The sequence below is a fragment of the Pararhodobacter aggregans genome, from assembly GCF_003075525.1.
Classification (GTDB): domain Bacteria; phylum Pseudomonadota; class Alphaproteobacteria; order Rhodobacterales; family Rhodobacteraceae; genus Pararhodobacter; species Pararhodobacter aggregans.
This window is the reverse complement of record NZ_QDDR01000002.1, coordinates 213,081-230,258: the sequence shown is the minus strand read 5'-3', so window position 1 is coordinate 230,258 and position 17,178 is coordinate 213,081. Positions and strand designations below refer to the sequence as shown.

Below are 17,178 nucleotides of genomic sequence, written 5' to 3'. Positions count from 1 at the left end.
TCAGCCCGGGAAGCTGCGGGACAGGATCGCCACCGCCTTGGCGATCTGCCCCTCGTCCAGCGCCGCATAGCCCAGACGGAAGGCCTGCGGCGCCGGACCCTCCAGCGCAAAGCGCCTGCCCGGCAGCAGCGCCAGCCCCGCCTGACCGGCGGCTTCGGCCCAGGCCTCGGCCGACACACCGGCGCAGCGCAGCCACAGCGCCAGCCCCCCGGCAGGCAGGTCGAACGTGGCCCGCCCCGCCAGATGCGCCTCCAGCAGCCCCGCCAGCAGATCCCGCCGCGCCCGGTAGACCCGCCGAGCCTTGCGGGCGTGACGGCCCAGATCGCCCTCGCGGATCAGGTCCGCCAGCGCCGCCTCCAGCGGCGCGTCGCCCTGCCGGTCGATGGCGGCCCGCGCCTCGGCCATCCGCCGCAGCAAGGGCTCGGGCGCCAGCGCATAGCCCAGCCGGATCCCGGGCGAGAGCAGTTTCGACAGCGACCCCACATAGATCAGCGGCAGCCCCTCGGGCGCGCGGGCGGCCAGCGGCAGCACCGGACGGCCCTCGAAGCGGTATTCGTGGTCGTAATCATCCTCGATCAGCGCGACCCCGTGGCGCTGCGCCACCTCCAGAAGCTGCAACCGCCGCGCCGCGCCCATGCTCACCGTGGTCGGGTATTGGTGATGCGGCGTGACATAGACCGCCCGGATGCGCGGGTCCTGAACCAGCGCCGCCTCCAGCGCGTCGATCCTGAGGCCCCCGCCATCCACCGGCAGACCCCGCACCCCGGCCCCCGCGGCGCGGAACGCCGCCCAGGCCAGCGGATAGCCCGGCTCCTCGACCGCGATCACTTCGCCCGGGGACAAGACCGCCCGCGCGGCCAGAAACAGCGCCATCTGGCTGCCCCGCGCGATCAGCAGCCGCGCCGGATCCGCCACCACGCCGCGGTCCGTGGCCAGATACCCGGCCAGCGCCTGCCGCAGCGACAATGTGCCCCGCGCATCGCCGTAATCCGCCCCGGCGCGGAAGGCGGGCGACAGCAGCGCCCGGCGAAAGGCCCGGGCCAGCGCCTTGTCGGGCACCAGCTTGGGGTCCGGCGCCCCGTCGGTGAACGCGAGCCCCGCGCGCGGCGCCACCGGCTCGACCGGCACCGGCGCCGCCGAGCGCGCCAGCATCCCCTGCGGCAGATCCTGCGCCACGAATGTCCCCCGCGCCGGTTCGGCCTGCAGCCAGCCCTGGGTCAGCAACTCCTGATAGGCGGCATCGACCGTATTGCGGTTCACCCCCAGCTCGCGCGCAAGCGCCCGCGTGCCGGGCAGCCGCGCCCCTGGCTTCAGCCGCCCGCGGGTGATGTCGCGGGTGATCGCCTCGGCGATGGCGAGGAACAGCGGGCCGCCAAGGCCTGGGTCGATCTCAAGGGCAAGAGGGTCGCGCATCGTTGAAACCGGCCTATCCCAATCTTCCATACTGGCCCTTCTGGCTGGGCCAGTGATTTGCCAAAGAGGGGCGAAAGACAAGAGGTTCCGATGACCAAGACCGCCCTGATCCTGCGCCATGTGGCCTTCGAAGACCTGGGCAGCTTCGCCCCGGTGCTGACGGATGCGGGCTATGACCTGCAGGGGATCGACGCCGGGATCGACCCGTTGCCCGACCCGCTGGCCGCGGATCTGGTCGTCGTGCTGGGCGGGCCGATCGGCGTGAACGAGGGCGCCGCCTATCCCTGCATGGATCAGGAGCGCGACTGGCTGGCCGTGAGGCTGGCGCACGACCGGCCGACCCTGGGCCTCTGCCTCGGCGCGCAGCTGATGGCGGCAGCGCTGGGCGCCCGGGTCGCGCCGCTGCCCGCGAAGGAGATCGGCTTCTCTCCGCTCACGCTGACCGAAGCGGGCCGGGCGGGGCCGCTCAAGCACCTTGCCGACGTGCCGGTGCTGCACTGGCATGGCGAGGCCTTCGAGATCCCCCAAGGCGCGGATCTCCTCGCCTCGACCCCGGCCTGTGCCACGCAGGCCTTCGCCCGGGGCCGGACCCTCCTCGGCCTGCAATGTCACCCCGAGGCCGGGACGCTGCCCGATTTCGAACGCTGGCTGATCGGCCATAGCACAGAGTTGGCGCAGGCGGGGATTGCCCCCAAGGCCCTCCGGCAGGATGCCAGGGCCCATGGCCCGGCCCTGCGGACCGCCGGTCAGGCCATGCTGAAGCAATGGCTGCGGGAGTTGGATGGATGAGGTCCGTCACACTCCTGACAGGTCGCGCCGCTCCCCTGCCCGGATGCGACACGCTGAGCGGGATCGGCAAGACGCCGGTCACCCGCCCGCTGATGCTTGGCCCCGAGGGGTTCGAGGGCGACGAACAGGCCGACCGGCGGGTGCATGGCGGGATCGAGAAGGCGGTGCATCACTATCCGCGCGACCATTACCCGACCTGGCGGGCCGAGCTTGGCGACTTGCCGACCCTCGCCACCCCCGGCGGGTTCGGCGAGAACCTCTCGACCACGGGGCTCACGGAAGCGGAGGTCGCCGTGGGCGATGTCTTCCTGCTTGGTGGCGCCTTGCTGCAGGTCTCGCAGGGGCGCCAGCCCTGCTGGAAGCTCAACCACCGCTTCGGCGTGCCCGACATGGCGCGGCGGGTACAGCAGACCGGGCGCAGCGGCTGGTATTACCGCGTGCTGCAACCCGGCATGGTCGCCCCCGGCGACCGGCTGGAGTTGATCGACCGTCTGGCGCCGGGCTGGACGTTGCGACGGCTCTGGCACGCGCTCTATATCGACCGGATGAACCTGGCCGAACTCGAAGGCATCGCCGCGCTCGATGTGCTGGCCGAGGGCTGGCGGAAATACGCGGTCCGGCGGCTGGAAAGCCGCCGGGTCGAGGATTGGAGCGCCAGACTGGACGGCACCGCATGAAACGCCCCCCTTTCGTCATTTCGATCCAGAGCCAGGTGGTCTTCGGCCATGTCGGCAATTCCGCCGCGCTCTTCCCGATGCAGGCGGCGGGGCTGGAGGTGGCGGCGATCCCCACGGTGCTTTTCTCGAACACCCCCCATTACCCGACCCTGCGCGGCCGCCCCCTGCCGCCCGACTTTTTCGCCGACCTGCTGCAAGGCGCCCGCGACCGCGGGCTGGCAGAGCGCGCCGATTATCTTCTCACCGGCTATATCGGCTCGCCCGACGTGGCCGGGATGGTGGCGGATTTCGTGGCCGAGGCGAAGGCCGCGAACCCGCGCCTGCGCTATGTCTGCGATCCGGTGATGGGCGACACCGGCCCGGGCCTCTATGTGCCCGAAGCCATCGCCGGGGTGATGCGCGACCGGCTACTGCCGATGGCCGATATCGCCACGCCGAACCCGTTCGAACTGGCCTGGCTTACCGGACAGCAGATCCGCTCGCTCGGTGATCTGGAGGCCGCCCGCGCCGCCCTCCCCCTCGGGCCCGAGGCGCAGGTGATCGCCACCGGCTGCGAGCTGGAGGACACCGGCGAGGGTCTGCTGGAGACCGTCCTCCTCGGCCCCGGTCCGGCCAGCCGCCACCGGACCAAGCGCCTGCCCATCGCCCTGCCCGGCACCGGCGATCTGTTCACCGGGCTGGTGGTCGCGGGCATCGGCCAGGGCCTGACCCTGCCCCGCGCCATCGAAGGCGCCCAAACCCTCACCGCCCGGGCGCTTTGCCACGCGGATGCGCTGGGCGCCGGCGAGGTGGTGCTGACCGAGCCCGGGTTCCGCCGCGCGCTGCTGACGCTGGCAGGGGGGGCCCCGGCCGCAGCCGGACAGGGGTAGCGGGACGCAAACCAAAGGGGCGGCCCCGGCCGCCCCGGTCCGGGTCTGCCTTCAGGCCGAAAGCTCCCGCCGGACGATAGCAGCCCCCGCGCCGAGCGCCTTGAGCTTGCCCCGCGCGACATCGCGGGAAAGCGGCGCCATGCCGCAATTGGTGCAGGGATAGAGCTTGTCGGCATCCACGAATTGCAGCGCCTTGCGCAGGGTCCGGGCCACCTCTTCCGGGGTTTCGATGGTATTGGTCGCCACGTCGATGGCCCCGACCATCACCTTCTTGCCGCGCAGCAGCTCGATCAGGTCCATCGGAACCCGGGAGTTGTGGCATTCCAGCGAAACCAGATCGATGGAGGAGGCCTGCAACCTGGGGAAGGTCCGCTCATATTGGCGCCATTCCGAGCCAAGGGTCTTCTTCCAGTCGGTATTGGCCTTGATGCCGTAGCCGTAGCAGATATGGACGGCCGTCTCGCATTGCAGCCCTTCGATCGCCCGCTCGAGCGTGGCGATGCCCCAGTCGTTCACCTCGTCGAAGAACACGTTGAAGGCGGGTTCGTCGAACTGGATGATATCGACCCCGGCAGCCTCAAGCTCGCGGGCTTCCTGATTGAGAATGGTGGCGAATTCCCAGGCGAGTTTCTCACGGCTGCGGTAATGGGCGTCGTAGAGCGTGTCGATCATCGTCATCGGCCCCGGCAGCGCCCATTTGATCGGGCTGTCGGTCTGCGCGCGCAGGAATTTCGCATCCTCGACGAAGACCGGCTTGTCGCGGGAGACCGCCCCCACGACGGTGGGCACGCTCGCCTCATAGCGGTCGCGGATCTTCACCGTCTCGCGCTTTTCGAAATCGACACCGGTCAGATGCTCGATGAAGGTGGTGACGAAATGCTGGCGCGTCTGTTCACCGTCCGAGACGATGTCGATGCCCGCGCCTTCCTGTTCGGCGAGGGTCACACGCAAGGCATCCCGTTTGGCTTCGACAAGCGCCGGGCCTTCGAGTTTCCAAGGGGACCAGAGCTTTTCGGGCTCGGCCAGCCAGGAGGGTTTGGGGAGACTTCCGGCAGTCGATGTCGGGAGCAGCTTGGTCATTGAATTTACCTCGTATGTCTCGCGGTGGGTCAGGCGGCGAACCGGGCGGACCATGCGTCCAGAACGGCCCGATGCGGCTTGATGAAGTGGTCTTCGGCGAATTTGCCCTGCTCGGCGGCCAGTCGGCTGCGTTCCTCGCGGTCATAGACGATGCGGGTCAGCGAATGATCCGGCTGTTCGAGGCTCGGCCGATAGACCGCACCGGCGGCAGAATTGGCGTTGTAGATCTCGGGCCGGTAGATGCGCTGGAAGGTCTCCATCGTGGCGATGGTGCCGATCAGTTCCAGATTGGTGTGATCGTTGAGCAGATCGCCGAAGAAATAGAAGGCCAGCGGCGCCGCGCTCTCCGGGGGCATGAAGTAGCGGACCTGCATCCCCATCTTCCGGAAATATTCCTCGGTGAGCGATGGTTCGTTCGCGAGGTATTCAAAGCCCATGACGGGGTGGTGATTGGCCGTCCGCCGATAGACCTTGTTGTGCGAGACGCTCAGGCAGATCACCGGCGGCTTGCGGAAACGGGCGCTGTAGGTGTCGGAAGACACGAAGCTCCTGAACAGCTTGCCGTGCAGATCGCCGAAGTCGTCCGGAATGACGAAGCCTGACCGATCCTTGTTGTACGCGGGCAGCCGCACGCTGAAGTCATAGTCCCGCACATAGGAGGAGAAGTTGTTGCCGACCAGCCCGTCGATCCGCGCGCCTGCCTTGTGGTCCAGGATCGTCGTCTTCAGGACCTCGATGGCCGGAAAGGCGCTGCCACTGCCGTCAATATCCAGATCGACCGAGACGATATCCAGCGCGACGCCGTAGCGGTTGCCCTCGGGATTGTCCCATGGCGCGAGGGCGTTGAAGCGGTTGTCGATCATCCGCAGCGCCCCCCGCAGGTTCTGCTGCCGGTTCTCCCCTCTCGCGAGGTTCGCGAAATTGGTGGTGAGCCGGGTGCTGTCGGCTGGCGCATACTCCTCGTCGAAACGAAGGCTCCTGATCGTGAAGGTGACGTCTCTGGTCATGGTGATCTGGTCTCCTGGCTGCCGAGACAAAGCCCGAGGCCGCTTCTTTCTCGTTCAGATGGTGCCTGACTCTTGGTTTCAGGCGGGCTCAATCGGTGGTCGACCGGTGTCAGCCGGCCGGCCAGCGGAGGTATGCCCGAGCAGGACCATGAAGAAAAATGATGATATTTCAGAGAAACATGACAGCCTGACATGTCCAGTGCGACTCACGCCTGGAACCGCTCGGTCTGCAAACCCGGCCCCCTTCCGCACCGAAGCCCGGGGCGAAGCCGAAGACCATCCGCGACAAAGTCGGCGGCGTTTCAGATCTGGACGGCCTTGGCCAGATGGATGAACCCGTCCAGATAGCCGGCCGTCTTGCCCGAGCGACGACCCAGGTGGATGGATTTCGCGATGCCGTCGCCAAGCCGCACACCCGTCACCCCTTTGGCCCCGCGCAAAAGCCAGTCGGGGGTCGCACTGACGGCGCGGCCCGAGGCCACCAGTCGCAGCATCAGATCGGTCGTCTCCACCGTGCGATGGCGGCGCGGCAAGGCATGGGCCGGGACAAGGAAGCGGGTGTAGATATCCAGCCTCTCGCGCGAGACGGGATAGGTAATCAGGGTCTCGCCTGCCAGATCTTCGGGCGCGGCCCGCTGTTTGCCTGCCAGAGGATGTGTCTCGGCCACCGCCAGGACCAGTTCGTAATCGAAGACGGGCGTGTATTCGAGCCCCGGACGCTCAACCGGGTCGGGCGTGACCAGAACGTCGATCTCATGGCCCAGCAGCGCCGCCAGCCCGCCGAACTGGAAGGCCGTGGTCACGTCCAGATCGACATCGGGCCATTGCGCCAGAAACGGGTCCACGACCCGCATCAGCCAGTCCTGGCAGGGATGGCATTCCATTCCCACGCGGATCGCGCCGCGCCGCCCGCGCGCATAGTCGTCAAGCACCGTCGCGCCGTGTTCAAGCTGTGGCAGCACCCGCAGCGCCAGCCCCAGCAGATAGTCTCCCGTCTGCGTGAGTCGGAGTTTGTGCCCCTCGCGCTCCCAGAGCTTCACGCCATGACGCTCCTCGAACCGCCGGATCGCATGGCTGACCGCCGATTGGGTCAGGTTCAAGCGGTCGGCGGCAAGGGTCAGGCTGCCTGTCCGGTCGATCTCGCGCAGAATGGCCAGAGGTTGAATATCGATCACTGGAAATGACTCCCTGTCACGTCGCGCCCAAATCTCCAGGCCGTCTTGTCATGGCCATGACAGAAATTCCATCGAGATCGGCCCCCGGTTCGGCAGGGACGATGACAGCTCGGGCCATGGCCCCGATCATCCGCGGTCGACGATTGAGAGCGAGCCGCAGGAAATGCGGCGTTTCCGGTGCCCGCTGTCAGGCCGGAAATCCCGAAGAACACGTCGCCATGCGCGGACATGGCCAGCGCGGTGGTGACGCCGGACCCCGAGATCGAGGCGACGATGGTGCAGGCGCCGACCGCGACCGGCCCCAGCCCGCCCCGCATCCAGCCCAGGATCGCCGTTGCCATGCCCAAAACCGGCAGCGACCTCAGAAGATCGTTTTTCAACCCGTCGATCATCTTCTGCGCGACCAGCGTCATCGCGGCATAGCCCTCGGAGACAATGAGCAGGCAGACCGCCCCCCCATCACCACGAACAGCGGCGTGCCCAGAAGCAGGAGCCCCGGCAGCAGGAGGACAAGCAAGGCGACCGACATCAGAGCCCCTCGCTTCCCGGGCCCCCGGCGCCGGTAATCAGCGCGACAAGGCGGAACAGAAACAGAACCGACATCAGGGCGCAACTCGTGGTCTGTGCGGCGAAATACATCCACATCGGGAAGCGCAGCGCGATGAGCGAGCGCTCGCCGATGTCCCGGGCTTCACAGGTGATGAGGCCGCCGTACCAGACAAGCGTGCCCGAGAAGATCAGGCTTATCAACGTGGTGGCGATTTCGAGCTTGCGGCGCACCGGCTCGCTGCAATTTGCCACGACCAGATCGACACCGATGTGCCGGCCCTCGGCCACCAACAGGGCGCCCGACAGCAGGACCGCCCAGACCAGTAGGTAGATCATCACCTCATGGTATCGCGCGATCCAGGCGTCGTTGCCGGCGAACCTGGCCAGGATATGCGCCGAGGACAGCAGCAGGGCCAGCAGGGCGGCAAACCCGCATGACAGGCGGACCGTTCGGCGATTTTTCGAGCCCCGAGGCCTATCGGCGCGAGGCTGAGCGCGCCGCCATCATCGGCATGGTCGGAAAATGGGCGATCCACCCGTTGCAGGTGGCCATCGCGCAGGAGGGGTTTTCGCCGCAGCAATCCCGGGTGGACGAGGCACGGGCGATGCGGGCAGCCTTCCATGAGGCGCTGGAACAGGGGCTGGGCGCGGTGCGGTACAAAGGCCAGCTGGTCGATATCGCCTCGCTCCGCCACATCGACAACATCATCCGGCGGCTGACCATAGGCGGCTTTCCCAGACTTTGCAGGTGGCACTCTGGGGCTGTGCTGTCGCCACATGTCCGCGCGACCCTTGAGCGCGGGTCATGATTCCCGACGGTCCGAAGCTGCGGACCGCCTCGTTCGGGGCCTTACCGCGGCAGTCTGCCTCCGGCGTGTTCGCGATGGTTCACGCCAAGACCTTGCAGGTGAACCAGTCCACGCTCGGGCCGAAGTCGAGGAAGCCCCGTCGCAGCCAGTGCCCGGCAGGCAAATTGCGAGGCAAATCTGCCGAGAGGGGACAAATGGATGGCATCGGTGACCTGCCACTGAACTTTCATCCAACCGCGACCCGAGCCCGGTTTGGACTTGATCCGCCTCCACCGGTCCTTGGACCGCACGCGATCAGGCGTTTGGCGGGCGGTGGCGGTGGCCGGCAGCGCTGTCTGCGCTGCCGGCCATGATCTTCTGACCCTGGGTCGCTGCCGCTCAGCGGATCGCGGAACCGGCGCCCAGAGCGATCTGCAACTGGGCCCAGGCCTGCGCCGCGTCGTTCTGGGCGCTGGCGACGCCGAGCCGGGCCTGGGCGCGCGAACGCTCGACCTGCAGCAGGTCCAGCAACAGCAGCGAGCCGTCCGCGAAGCTTTGCTCCGCCAGACCATAGGCCTGCCGCAACGACTGATCCGCCTGACGCATCAGATCGGTGCGCTGTCGGAAGTTGCGCAGGTTCGATTGTGCCGTCTGCACATCGTTGACAGCGCGCGACACCGCGGCACGCCAGGCGATCTCGGCCTGCGCCGCCTCGGAGACGCGGGTGTCGCGGACCGAGCGCAGGGCCGTCTGGTTCAGCAGGGGCAGCGACAGCTGCGGGCCGAACCGCCAGCTGTCCGTACCCGGATTGCTGCTGGCCACGCTGCCGATGAGCGAGAGCGAGGGATAGAGATCTGCCTCCGCCACGCCCACCCGCGCCACTGCGGCCTGCAGCTGATGCTCGGCCTCGCGCACATCGGGCCGGTTGCGCAGCAGCTCGGCCGGGACCCCGGCGCGGGGCGTGGCCGGCACGCGTAGCATGGCGGATCCGCGCTGCATTTCGGCCACCAGGGGCGCCGCCGGACGATCCAGCAGCAGCGCCAGCCCGAAGACCTGCGCATTGAACGCGGCCTGAAGGCTGGGCAGATCGGCGCGGGCCAGATCCAGCTCGGCCTGCGCCTGCGACAGCTCGAATTGCGTGGCGCCGCCGGCGGCGATGATGCCGCGGGTGATCTCGACCGTGCGCTCGCGCGAGGCGAGGGTCTGGCGGGTCAGCGCCATGCTCTCCTGATAGAAGCGGGCGTTGCCATAGGCGGCGATGACCTCGGCGATCCAGGCCAGCCGCGCGGTCTGGGCCCCGGCCTCGGCCGACAGCAGGGCCGCCCCCGCCGCCTGACGGGTGCGTTGCGCGCCACCGAACAGATCGAGGACGAAGCCCGCGCTCAGCGTACCGCTCTCCAGCCGCGAGATCGCGCCGGTGCCGGGATCGCTGCGCAACGTGGCCACGGAGCTTTCGCCCGCCAGCTGGCTGGCCAGCACGCCGGTGCCGCGGAGCCCGGCCCGGGCGGCGCGGATCCGCTCGTCCGCCGCCTGCACCGAAAGGTTGGCGTTCAGACCCTGGGCGATGAGCGCGCTCAGCATCGGGTCGTTGTAGTCGCTCCAGAAGGCGCGGGCCGCCACCTCGCCAACGGGGATCGCGTCCCCCTCGACATAGGTGACGGGCAGCGACAGTTCGGGCCGCGCCGAGGGATCGGGCCCCAGCGCGCAGCCGGCGAGCAGCGAGAGCGCGGCCAGCGCGCCCAGGGGACGGGTGATCGAGGCGATCATCGGGAGATTTCCTTCCGGTTCTTGCGGCCGAGGCGTTCGACGAGGGCGAGGATCGCGACATAGAAGGCGGGCACCATGAAGATGCCGATCGCCCCCGACGAGGTCATGCCGCCCAGAACCCCGATCCCGATCGAATGCTGGGCCGCGGCCCCTGCCCCGCTGGCGATGGCCAGGGGCAGCACGCCCAGCATGAAGGCGAAGGTGGTCATCAGGATCGGGCGCAGGCGCATCATCGCCGCCTGGGTCGCGGCCTCGCGCAGGGGTTTGCCCTGATGGTAGAGCTGTTGCGCGAATTCCACGATCAGGATGGCGTTTCGCGCCGCCAGACCGATGGTCGTGAGCAGCCCCACCTTGAAATAGACATCGTTCGACTGGTCGAACGTGCCCGCCGCCAGCACCGCCCCAAGGATGCCGATCGGCACCGCCAGCATGACCGAGAGCGGCACCGACCAGCTTTCATAAAGCGCGGCCAGCGCCAGAAAGACCACCAGCGCGGCCAGCGCGAACAGCATCGGCGCCTGATTGCCCGAGAGCCGCTCCTGATAGGACAGGCCGGTCCAGGACACGGCATAGCCGCCGCCCAGATCCGCGACCAGTTCCTCCATCGCCAGCATCGCCTCGCCCGAGGACAAGCCCTGCGTGGCCTCGCCGCTGATCTCGATGGCGCCGGTGCCGCCGAAGCGCGAGATGCCCTGCGCCTGATCGTCCCAGGCCCGCTGCGAGAAGGCCGAGAAGGGGACCATCTCGCCACTGGTGTTGCGCGCGTACCAGCGGTCGATGTCCTCGGGCGCGGACCGCGCCTCAGTCATGCCCTGCACGATCACCGGGCGCAGATCGTTGCCCAGGGTGAAGTCGTTGACCTCGCGCCCCGAGAAGATCACCGACAGCATGGCGTTGATCTCGGTGATCGACAGCCCGTAGGCGCGGGCCTGCTGCTGGTCGATGTCGAGCCTCAGCGCGCTCTGGAACGGTGCGCTGTTGCCGCGCAGATTGGTGACGCGCCCGTCGGCCATGCCCGCCGCGACCAGCCGGTCGGCGGCCTCGGACAGGGCCTCGGGGCCCCGGTTCGCCTGATCGACGAGATACATGGAGAAGCCGGCCGAAGCACCCAGTCCCTGGATCGCCGGCGGCTGCAGGAAATAGACCATGCCGCCGCGGTTGTTCATGAAGAAATGCCCGTTCAGCCGGTTCACCAGATCGGCGGCCGACAGCGCGGTGCGCTCCTCGTAGTCCCTGAGCTTGACGAACAGCATGGCGCCGTTCTGTCCGGCCCCCGACATCGAGAAGCCGACGATGCCGAACACGGCCTCGACGCTCTCGGCCTCGGCGGTGAGCAGGTGTTGCTCGACATCGGCGAGCAGCGCCTCGGTGATCGCCATCGTCGCCCCGCGCGGGGCTTCGACCATGGCCATGAGCACGCCCTGATCCTCTTGCGGGATGAAGGACGAGGGCAGCGCCTGGAAGCGGTCCAGCGTGACATAGCTGATGCCCAGAAGGATCAGGATCATGAAGATCGGCCGTTTGACCACGGTGCCGACGGTCTTGCCATAGCCCCGGGTCAGCCGGTCCAGCCCGCTGTTGAACCACCGCGCGAGGAAGAAGCCGTCGCCGTGCTTGCGCGGCTTGAGCAGGGTGGCGCACATGGCGGGGGTCAGGATGACCGCGACGCCCAAGGACAGCACCATGGCGCTGATGATCGTGACCGAGAACTGGCGGTAGATCACGCCCGTGGAGCCGGTCATGAAGGCCATCGGCAGGAACACCGCCGACAGCACCGTCACGATGCCCACCAGCGCCGAGGTGATCTCTTTCATGCTGCGTTCGGTGGCCTCGACCGGGCCGAGGCCGGTTTCCTCCATCACCCGCTCGACGTTTTCGACCACGACGATGGCGTCATCGACCAGAAGGCCGATGGCCAGCACCAGCGCGAACATGGTCAGCGTGTTGATCGAGAAGCCGAACAGCGACAGCACGCCGAACGTGCCCAGCAGCACGACCGGAATGGCGATCACCGGGATCAGCGTCGCCCGCCAGTTCTGCAGGAAGACGAGGATCACCACGAAGACCAGCGCCACGGCCTCCAGCAGGGTCTTGTAGACCTGACCGATGGATTTCTCGACAAAGGGCGAGGTGTCATAGGGGATGACGATCTCGACCCCCTCGGGCAGCGAGGGTTCGATCCGCTCCAGCGTCGCGCGCACCGCATCCGCCGTGCTGACCGCATTGGCGCCGGTGGCGAGGTTGATCGCGAAGCCGGTCGCCGGATTGCCGTTGTAGCGGGTGGCGAAATCGTAGCTGTCCTGCCCGATCGAGATGTCGGCCACGTCGCCGAGGAACACGGTCGAGCCGTCTTCCTGCACGCGCAGGAGGATCCCTTCGAATTCCTCGACCGTCGACAGCTGCGACTGGGCCGAGATCGGGATCGTCAGGCGCTGGCCCTCCCGCGTGGGCTGGCTGCCCAGCGTGCCGACCGTGACATTGGTATTCTGTTCGCCCACCGCCGCGATCACGTCCGAGGGCACGATCTGGTATTGCACCATGCGCATCGGATCGAGCCAGATGCGCATCGCGTAGCCGGCGCCGAAGGACTGGATGGAGCCGACGCCGGGGGTGCGCAGGATCGGGTCTTCGACCATCTGCGCGGCGATATCGCCCAGTTCCACCGAGGAGATGTCCCCGTCCCGGCTGGTCATCGAGGCGACCATCAGGATCGACGAGGTAGAGCGCGCCACGGAAAGCCCGTTCTGCTGCACCACGGTGGGCAGCTGCGCCTGCGCCAGTTGCAGACGGTTTTGCACCTGCACCTGGGCGATGTCGGGATCGACGCTGTCATCGAAGGTCAGCGAGACCGAGGCCGAGCCCGGCCCCGAGCTGGAGGTCATGTAGATCATGCCGTCGATGCCGGTCATCGCATCCTCGACGACCGTGGTCACCGAATCGGCCACGATCTCGGCCGAGGCGCCGGTATAGACCGCGCGGATCTGCACCGTGGTCGGCGCGATTTCCGGATATTGGGCGATCGGCAGACGCATCAGGCCCATGGCGCCCAGCACCATGGTCACGATGGCCAGCACCCAGGCGAAGACCGGCCTGTGAATGAAGAATTGCGCCATGCGGTCTTACTCCGTCGCGGCCGAGGGGGTATCGGCGGGGGCATCGCCCTCGGGCGGCAGCGTGTGCACGATGCCGTTCTCGTCGACGCGGGCGGGCACCGGCTGCACCGGGGCGCCGGGCGCCAGACGGCCAAAATTGTCGACGATCAGCTGCGCCCCGGGTTCGAGCCCCCCGGTGATGATCCAATGGTGGTTGTAGCTGCCCGCATCGGTCACGCTCACCTGCTGCGCCGCGCCGTCCTCGAACAGCCAGACGCTGAGGTTGCCCTGCCGGTCACGGAACGCCGCGTGCTGGCTGACCAGGAAACCCTCGGTGCGGCCGATCTCGATCTGGCCGCGCAGGAACATGCCCGGCAGGATGCGGAACTCGGGGTTGTCGAAGCGAAAGCGCGTGTCGATGGCGCCGGTGGACATCGACACCTCGAAGCCCGGCGAGACCAGTTCGCCCTGCGTGGCATAGGGGGTGCCGTCGTTCAGGATCAGCGTGGCGCGCATGTTCAGCACCTCGGCCGCATTGCCCGCGCCCAGCGTGTCGACCAGCTGTTGCAGCCGCGCCACCGGACCGAAGAGATCGACCTCGATAGGGTCGAGCGCGGTGACGCGGGCCATGGCCTGCGCCTGCCCGGCGGTGACCAGATCCCCGACCGAGACCTGTGCCACCCCGGCCATGCCGGCGATCGGGCTGGTCACGGTGGTCCAGCCCAGCTCCATCTCGGCCACCCGCTGCCCGGCCTCGGCCGCGGCCAGCGCCGCCGCCGCCTGATCCAGCGCCGCGCGCGCCGTGTCGACGTTGGCCTGCGTCGTGCCGGTGCCGACCAGCCGCGAGGCCCGGTCGAAGGCCGATTGCGCCTCGCGCTGGGACGCCTCGGCCGAGGTCACCTGCGAATGCGCCTGCGCCAGCGCCGCCTCGTAGGTGGCGGATTCGATACGGAACATGGGCGTGCCGGCCTCGATCTGCTGACCGGCGGTGTAGAGCAACTCGGTCACCATGCCGCTGACACGCGGACGGATGTCCGTCGCCTCGGCGGCGACCGCGCGCCCGGGGATGATGGCCAGCTGCGGCACCGTTTCGGGCTGAAGCGTCACCACTCCGACCGGCGTGGGCGGCATCTGCCCCGGTGCCCCCTGCGCATGGGCGGCGGGCGCGGCAAATACCAGAGCGGCCCCGAGCGCGAGCGCGAGACCTGCCCGGGTCCCGGCCGGGTGAGCGAGAAGATCGGTCATGATTACCTCTGTTCCGACGTGTTCTTGGGCGCGGGCGCGACCCGGCCTGCCCGCCCGCGCGCCCGTCGCCGCGATGGCGCCGGGCAGGGAAAAGCAGGGGCCGGGCGCCGGGCGCCAGATCCTGTCGGTCACAGATAGGCGGGCAGCGTTTCCGGTTTAGGTCTCTTTTGTTGCGAAACATTGCTGCGGAAGGAAATTTGTGTCTGAACATTTCCCGGGCCCGGGCAGCAACATTCGGATGCAAAACTCCTCTCGCCCGCGGGCGGCTTGGTGTAAGACAGGTCCCGGCGCAAGACTGGCCCCGGTCCCGGTATCGACCCGCACCGCAGGGCCTCGGCTGCCGGGCAGGGGAACAACCGGGGCGCTGGACCCGGACCGAGAGGGTGGCATGGCTTCGATCCTTGTCGTTGACGACGACGCCGAGATCCGCACGCTGTTGCAGCGCTATCTGCGCGAGCAGGGCTTCCGCGTCCGCATCGCGCAGGACAAGGCCGAGTGCCGGGCCGAACTCGCCCGCGCGCGTCCCGACCTCATTGTCCTCGACGTGATGCTGCCCGATGGCTCGGGGCTGGAGATCTGCCGCGCGCTCAGCGACCAGACGCCGAAGATCCCGGTCATCCTGCTGACCGCGCTGCGCGAAGAGATCGACCGCATCGTCGGGCTGGAACTGGGCGCTGACGATTACCTCGGCAAACCCTTCAACCCGCGCGAGCTGGTGGCGCGGATCAAGGCGGTCCTGCGCCGCAGCGCGCCCGATGCGGGCACCGCGCCCGAAGCCGAGGAATACCGGCTGGGCGACATCACCGTGGCCGTGGCCCAGCGTCGCGTCACCGACGGCCACGGCGCCGAGATCGAGCTGACCTCGGCCGAGTTCGACCTGTTCCACGTCTTCCTCGAACGCCCGGGCCGGGTTCTGTCACGCGAGCTGCTGCTCGATCTGACCCGCGGGCGCGACCATGACCCGCTCGACCGCTCGATTGATGTCCTGATGAGCCGCCTGCGGCGCAAATTGTCCGCCGCGGTGGCGGAGCCGGTGTTCAAGACCGTGCGCAACGGCGGCTACCAGCTGGTGCTCAGCCCCTCGTCCTGGACCGCCGACGACCTGCCCTCCGCGCCATGAACTCGATCCGCTTCCGCATCGCCGGCCTGTTGGTGGTCTCGGTCCTGATCCTCAACATGCTGGCCGTCGCACTGATACTGGCGATCATCGAGCCCCGGCTGACCGCGGCGACCATGACGCCCGTCGCCAACCAGCTCGCCCTTCTGGCCGAGGCGGCCGAGCGCGATCCGGCCAGTATTGCCCTGCTGGGCGCGGTGGTCGAGGACCAGCCGCTGGACGGCCCCGAGGACGACTTGGCCGCGGGAATGCTGCGCGACATCCTGGCCGAGCGCGGCATCGAGCGCGACCTGCGCGTCTTCTTCCGCCCCGGCGTGGTCGGCGCCACGGCCCTGGTCGGGTTGCAGGGCGGTCGCTGGCTGAGCGTGGTGATCCCCGATCTGAGCCCGCAAAGCAGCGGTTTCGACGCGTTGCTGATCTGGCTCATCGTGCTGACCACCGGCACCGGCATCGTCTCGTTCTACGCCGCCTGGCGGGTGACGGTGCCGTTGCAGCTGCTGCACGACACGATGCTGACCTTCGGCACGGATGGCGTGCCCGCCCCCCTGCCCGAGGCCGGCCCCATCGAGGTCAAGCAGACGGCGATGGCCATCAACCGGCTGTCGGCGCGGCTGCGCAAATCCATCGCCAGCCGGATGCGGGTCGTCGCCGCCGCCGGTCATGACCTGCGCACCCCGCTGACCCGGCTGCGGCTGCGCGCCGAATTCATCCGCGACGAGGCCGAGCGCGAGAAATGGCTGGCGGATCTGGCCGAGCTGGAGGGGATCGCCAACAGCGCCATCCGGCTGGTGCGCGAAGAGACCGGCGGCGAAGAGCCCGCGACCTTCCGGCTGGACGATCACCTGCGGGTCATCGTCCGCGACCTGCGCTCGGCCGGGCATTCCGTGTCGCTCGACATCCGGTCCCCGGTGACGGTGCGGGCCGGGCCGATTGCGCTGCGCCGCGCGCTGAGCAACCTGATCGTCAACGCCGCGACGCATGGCGGCGGCGCCGAGGTCAGCCTGACGCTTCAGGACGGCACGGCGGCAGTCGATATCGTCGACAACGGCCCCGGCATCCCCGAGGCGCTGCTGGAGCAGGTCTTCGAGCCCTTCTTCAGCGCCGATCCGGCCCGGCGGCGGACGGTGCCGGGCGCGGGGCTCGGTCTCTCGATCGCCCAGAGCATCCTCGAAAGGTCAGGCGGGACGGTGAGCATCCAGAACCGGCCCAACGGTGGGCTGCGACAGCATGTCGAACTGAAGGCGATCGTCGCGGAGGCCCCGCTGAACTAGGTGATGGCCGCTGGCGCGGTGACCCCGGTGGCACGGGGGCTCAGCCAGCGCCGGAGGCGCAGCCGTGCCGGGCACCACCGGCACCCGAGCGGGTCAAGGGCCACCTCGTCATCGGTGGAAGAAATCGCCTTGCCCGGCGCAATCGGGCGTCCCGGATCCGGCCGTCATCCCCTCGGCCTCGGCGCTGGCGCCCGGGTGGATACGCGCATCGACTGCACCGTGGCCGTCGCCCCGGGAGGCGTCAAGAGGCTGACGTCGGACAGCCTGGCTCGGATCGGGGTGCCGATGCCGGACGAGACCCCGCGCGAGAAGGACCGCGACCCCGCCCGGGTCCATGCC

At 68.5% G+C, this 17,178-nt stretch carries 15 protein-coding genes; 6 read left to right on the top strand and 9 right to left on the bottom strand.

Annotated elements, in window-relative coordinates:
- Complete coding sequence (gene pdxR / locus DDE23_RS05170; protein ID WP_107750657.1) at positions 1–1,413, bottom strand: MocR-like pyridoxine biosynthesis transcription factor PdxR; 1,413 nt, start codon at positions 1,411–1,413, stop codon at positions 1–3.
- 90 nt (positions 1,414–1,503) lie between these two features.
- On the opposite strand from pdxR, the gene DDE23_RS05165 reads away from it, so the two are divergent.
- The 3 genes from DDE23_RS05165 to pdxY are packed head-to-tail and all read left to right on the top strand — an operon-like array spanning position 1,504 to position 3,748.
- Complete coding sequence (locus DDE23_RS05165) at positions 1,504–2,202, top strand: glutamine amidotransferase (protein ID WP_107750658.1); 699 nt, start codon at positions 1,504–1,506, stop codon at positions 2,200–2,202.
- A complete protein-coding gene (locus tag DDE23_RS05160) occupies positions 2,199–2,879 on the top strand; it encodes an MOSC domain-containing protein (protein ID WP_107750659.1) in 681 nt (226 codons plus the stop codon). Before DDE23_RS05165 ends, DDE23_RS05160 begins: the two co-directional genes overlap by 4 nt.
- On the top strand, positions 2,876–3,748 hold the full coding sequence (gene pdxY, locus DDE23_RS05155) for a pyridoxal kinase (protein ID WP_107750660.1): 873 nt from the start codon (positions 2,876–2,878) through the stop codon (positions 3,746–3,748). Before DDE23_RS05160 ends, pdxY begins: the two co-directional genes overlap by 4 nt.
- Before the next feature lie 51 nt (positions 3,749–3,799).
- On the opposite strand, the gene DDE23_RS05150 is transcribed toward pdxY, so the two are convergent.
- From DDE23_RS05150 to DDE23_RS05130, 5 genes are all read right to left on the bottom strand, one after another.
- The gene (locus tag DDE23_RS05150) at positions 3,800–4,828 is read right to left on the bottom strand and encodes a methionine synthase (RefSeq protein WP_107750661.1); all 1,029 of its coding nucleotides are present in this window, start codon (positions 4,826–4,828) and stop codon (positions 3,800–3,802) included.
- Positions 4,829–4,857: 29 nt separating this feature from the next.
- Entirely contained in the window at positions 4,858–5,835 is a 978-nt protein-coding gene (locus DDE23_RS05145) for a DUF1852 domain-containing protein (protein ID WP_107750662.1), read from the bottom strand.
- A gap of 302 nt (positions 5,836–6,137) precedes the next feature.
- A complete protein-coding gene (locus tag DDE23_RS05140; RefSeq protein ID WP_107750663.1) occupies positions 6,138–7,010 on the bottom strand; it encodes a LysR family transcriptional regulator in 873 nt (290 codons plus the stop codon).
- On the bottom strand, positions 7,007–7,423 hold the full coding sequence (locus DDE23_RS05135; RefSeq protein WP_107750664.1) for a TRAP transporter large permease subunit: 417 nt from the start codon (positions 7,421–7,423) through the stop codon (positions 7,007–7,009). The genes DDE23_RS05140 and DDE23_RS05135 overlap by 4 nt, the downstream gene beginning before the upstream one ends.
- A gap of 115 nt (positions 7,424–7,538) precedes the next feature.
- Complete coding sequence (locus DDE23_RS05130) at positions 7,539–7,964, bottom strand: TRAP transporter small permease (RefSeq protein ID WP_272947871.1); 426 nt, start codon at positions 7,962–7,964, stop codon at positions 7,539–7,541.
- Positions 7,965–7,993: 29 nt separating this feature from the next.
- Between DDE23_RS05130 and DDE23_RS05125 the strand changes: the two genes are divergently transcribed.
- Positions 7,994–8,368, top strand: coding sequence for a hypothetical protein (locus DDE23_RS05125; RefSeq protein WP_107750666.1), 375 nt, complete (start codon positions 7,994–7,996; stop codon positions 8,366–8,368).
- A 378-nt stretch (positions 8,369–8,746) separates the two neighbouring features.
- Here the strand turns inward: DDE23_RS05125 and DDE23_RS05120 are convergent, their stop codons facing one another.
- Genes DDE23_RS05120 through DDE23_RS05110 form a run of 3 tightly spaced genes read right to left on the bottom strand, consistent with a single transcriptional unit; the run spans position 8,747 to position 14,451 of the window.
- Positions 8,747–10,114: an efflux transporter outer membrane subunit gene (locus tag DDE23_RS05120; RefSeq protein WP_107750667.1), complete on the bottom strand. Its 1,368-nt coding sequence runs from the start codon at positions 10,112–10,114 to the stop codon at positions 8,747–8,749.
- Entirely contained in the window at positions 10,111–13,227 is a 3,117-nt protein-coding gene (locus tag DDE23_RS05115) for a multidrug efflux RND transporter permease subunit (RefSeq protein ID WP_107750668.1), read from the bottom strand. The genes DDE23_RS05120 and DDE23_RS05115 overlap by 4 nt, the downstream gene beginning before the upstream one ends.
- Before the next feature lie 6 nt (positions 13,228–13,233).
- Positions 13,234–14,451, bottom strand: a complete 1,218-nt coding sequence (locus tag DDE23_RS05110) for an efflux RND transporter periplasmic adaptor subunit (protein ID WP_107750669.1) — start codon at positions 14,449–14,451, stop codon at positions 13,234–13,236.
- A gap of 388 nt (positions 14,452–14,839) precedes the next feature.
- Between DDE23_RS05110 and DDE23_RS05105 the strand changes: the two genes are divergently transcribed.
- Positions 14,840–15,571 (top strand): response regulator, encoded by a 732-nt coding sequence (locus DDE23_RS05105; protein WP_107750670.1) that lies wholly within the window; start codon positions 14,840–14,842, stop codon positions 15,569–15,571.
- Positions 15,568–16,839, top strand: a complete 1,272-nt coding sequence (locus DDE23_RS05100; RefSeq protein ID WP_107750671.1) for an ATP-binding protein — start codon at positions 15,568–15,570, stop codon at positions 16,837–16,839. Before DDE23_RS05105 ends, DDE23_RS05100 begins: the two co-directional genes overlap by 4 nt.
- Positions 16,840–17,178: the final 339 nt, after the last annotated feature.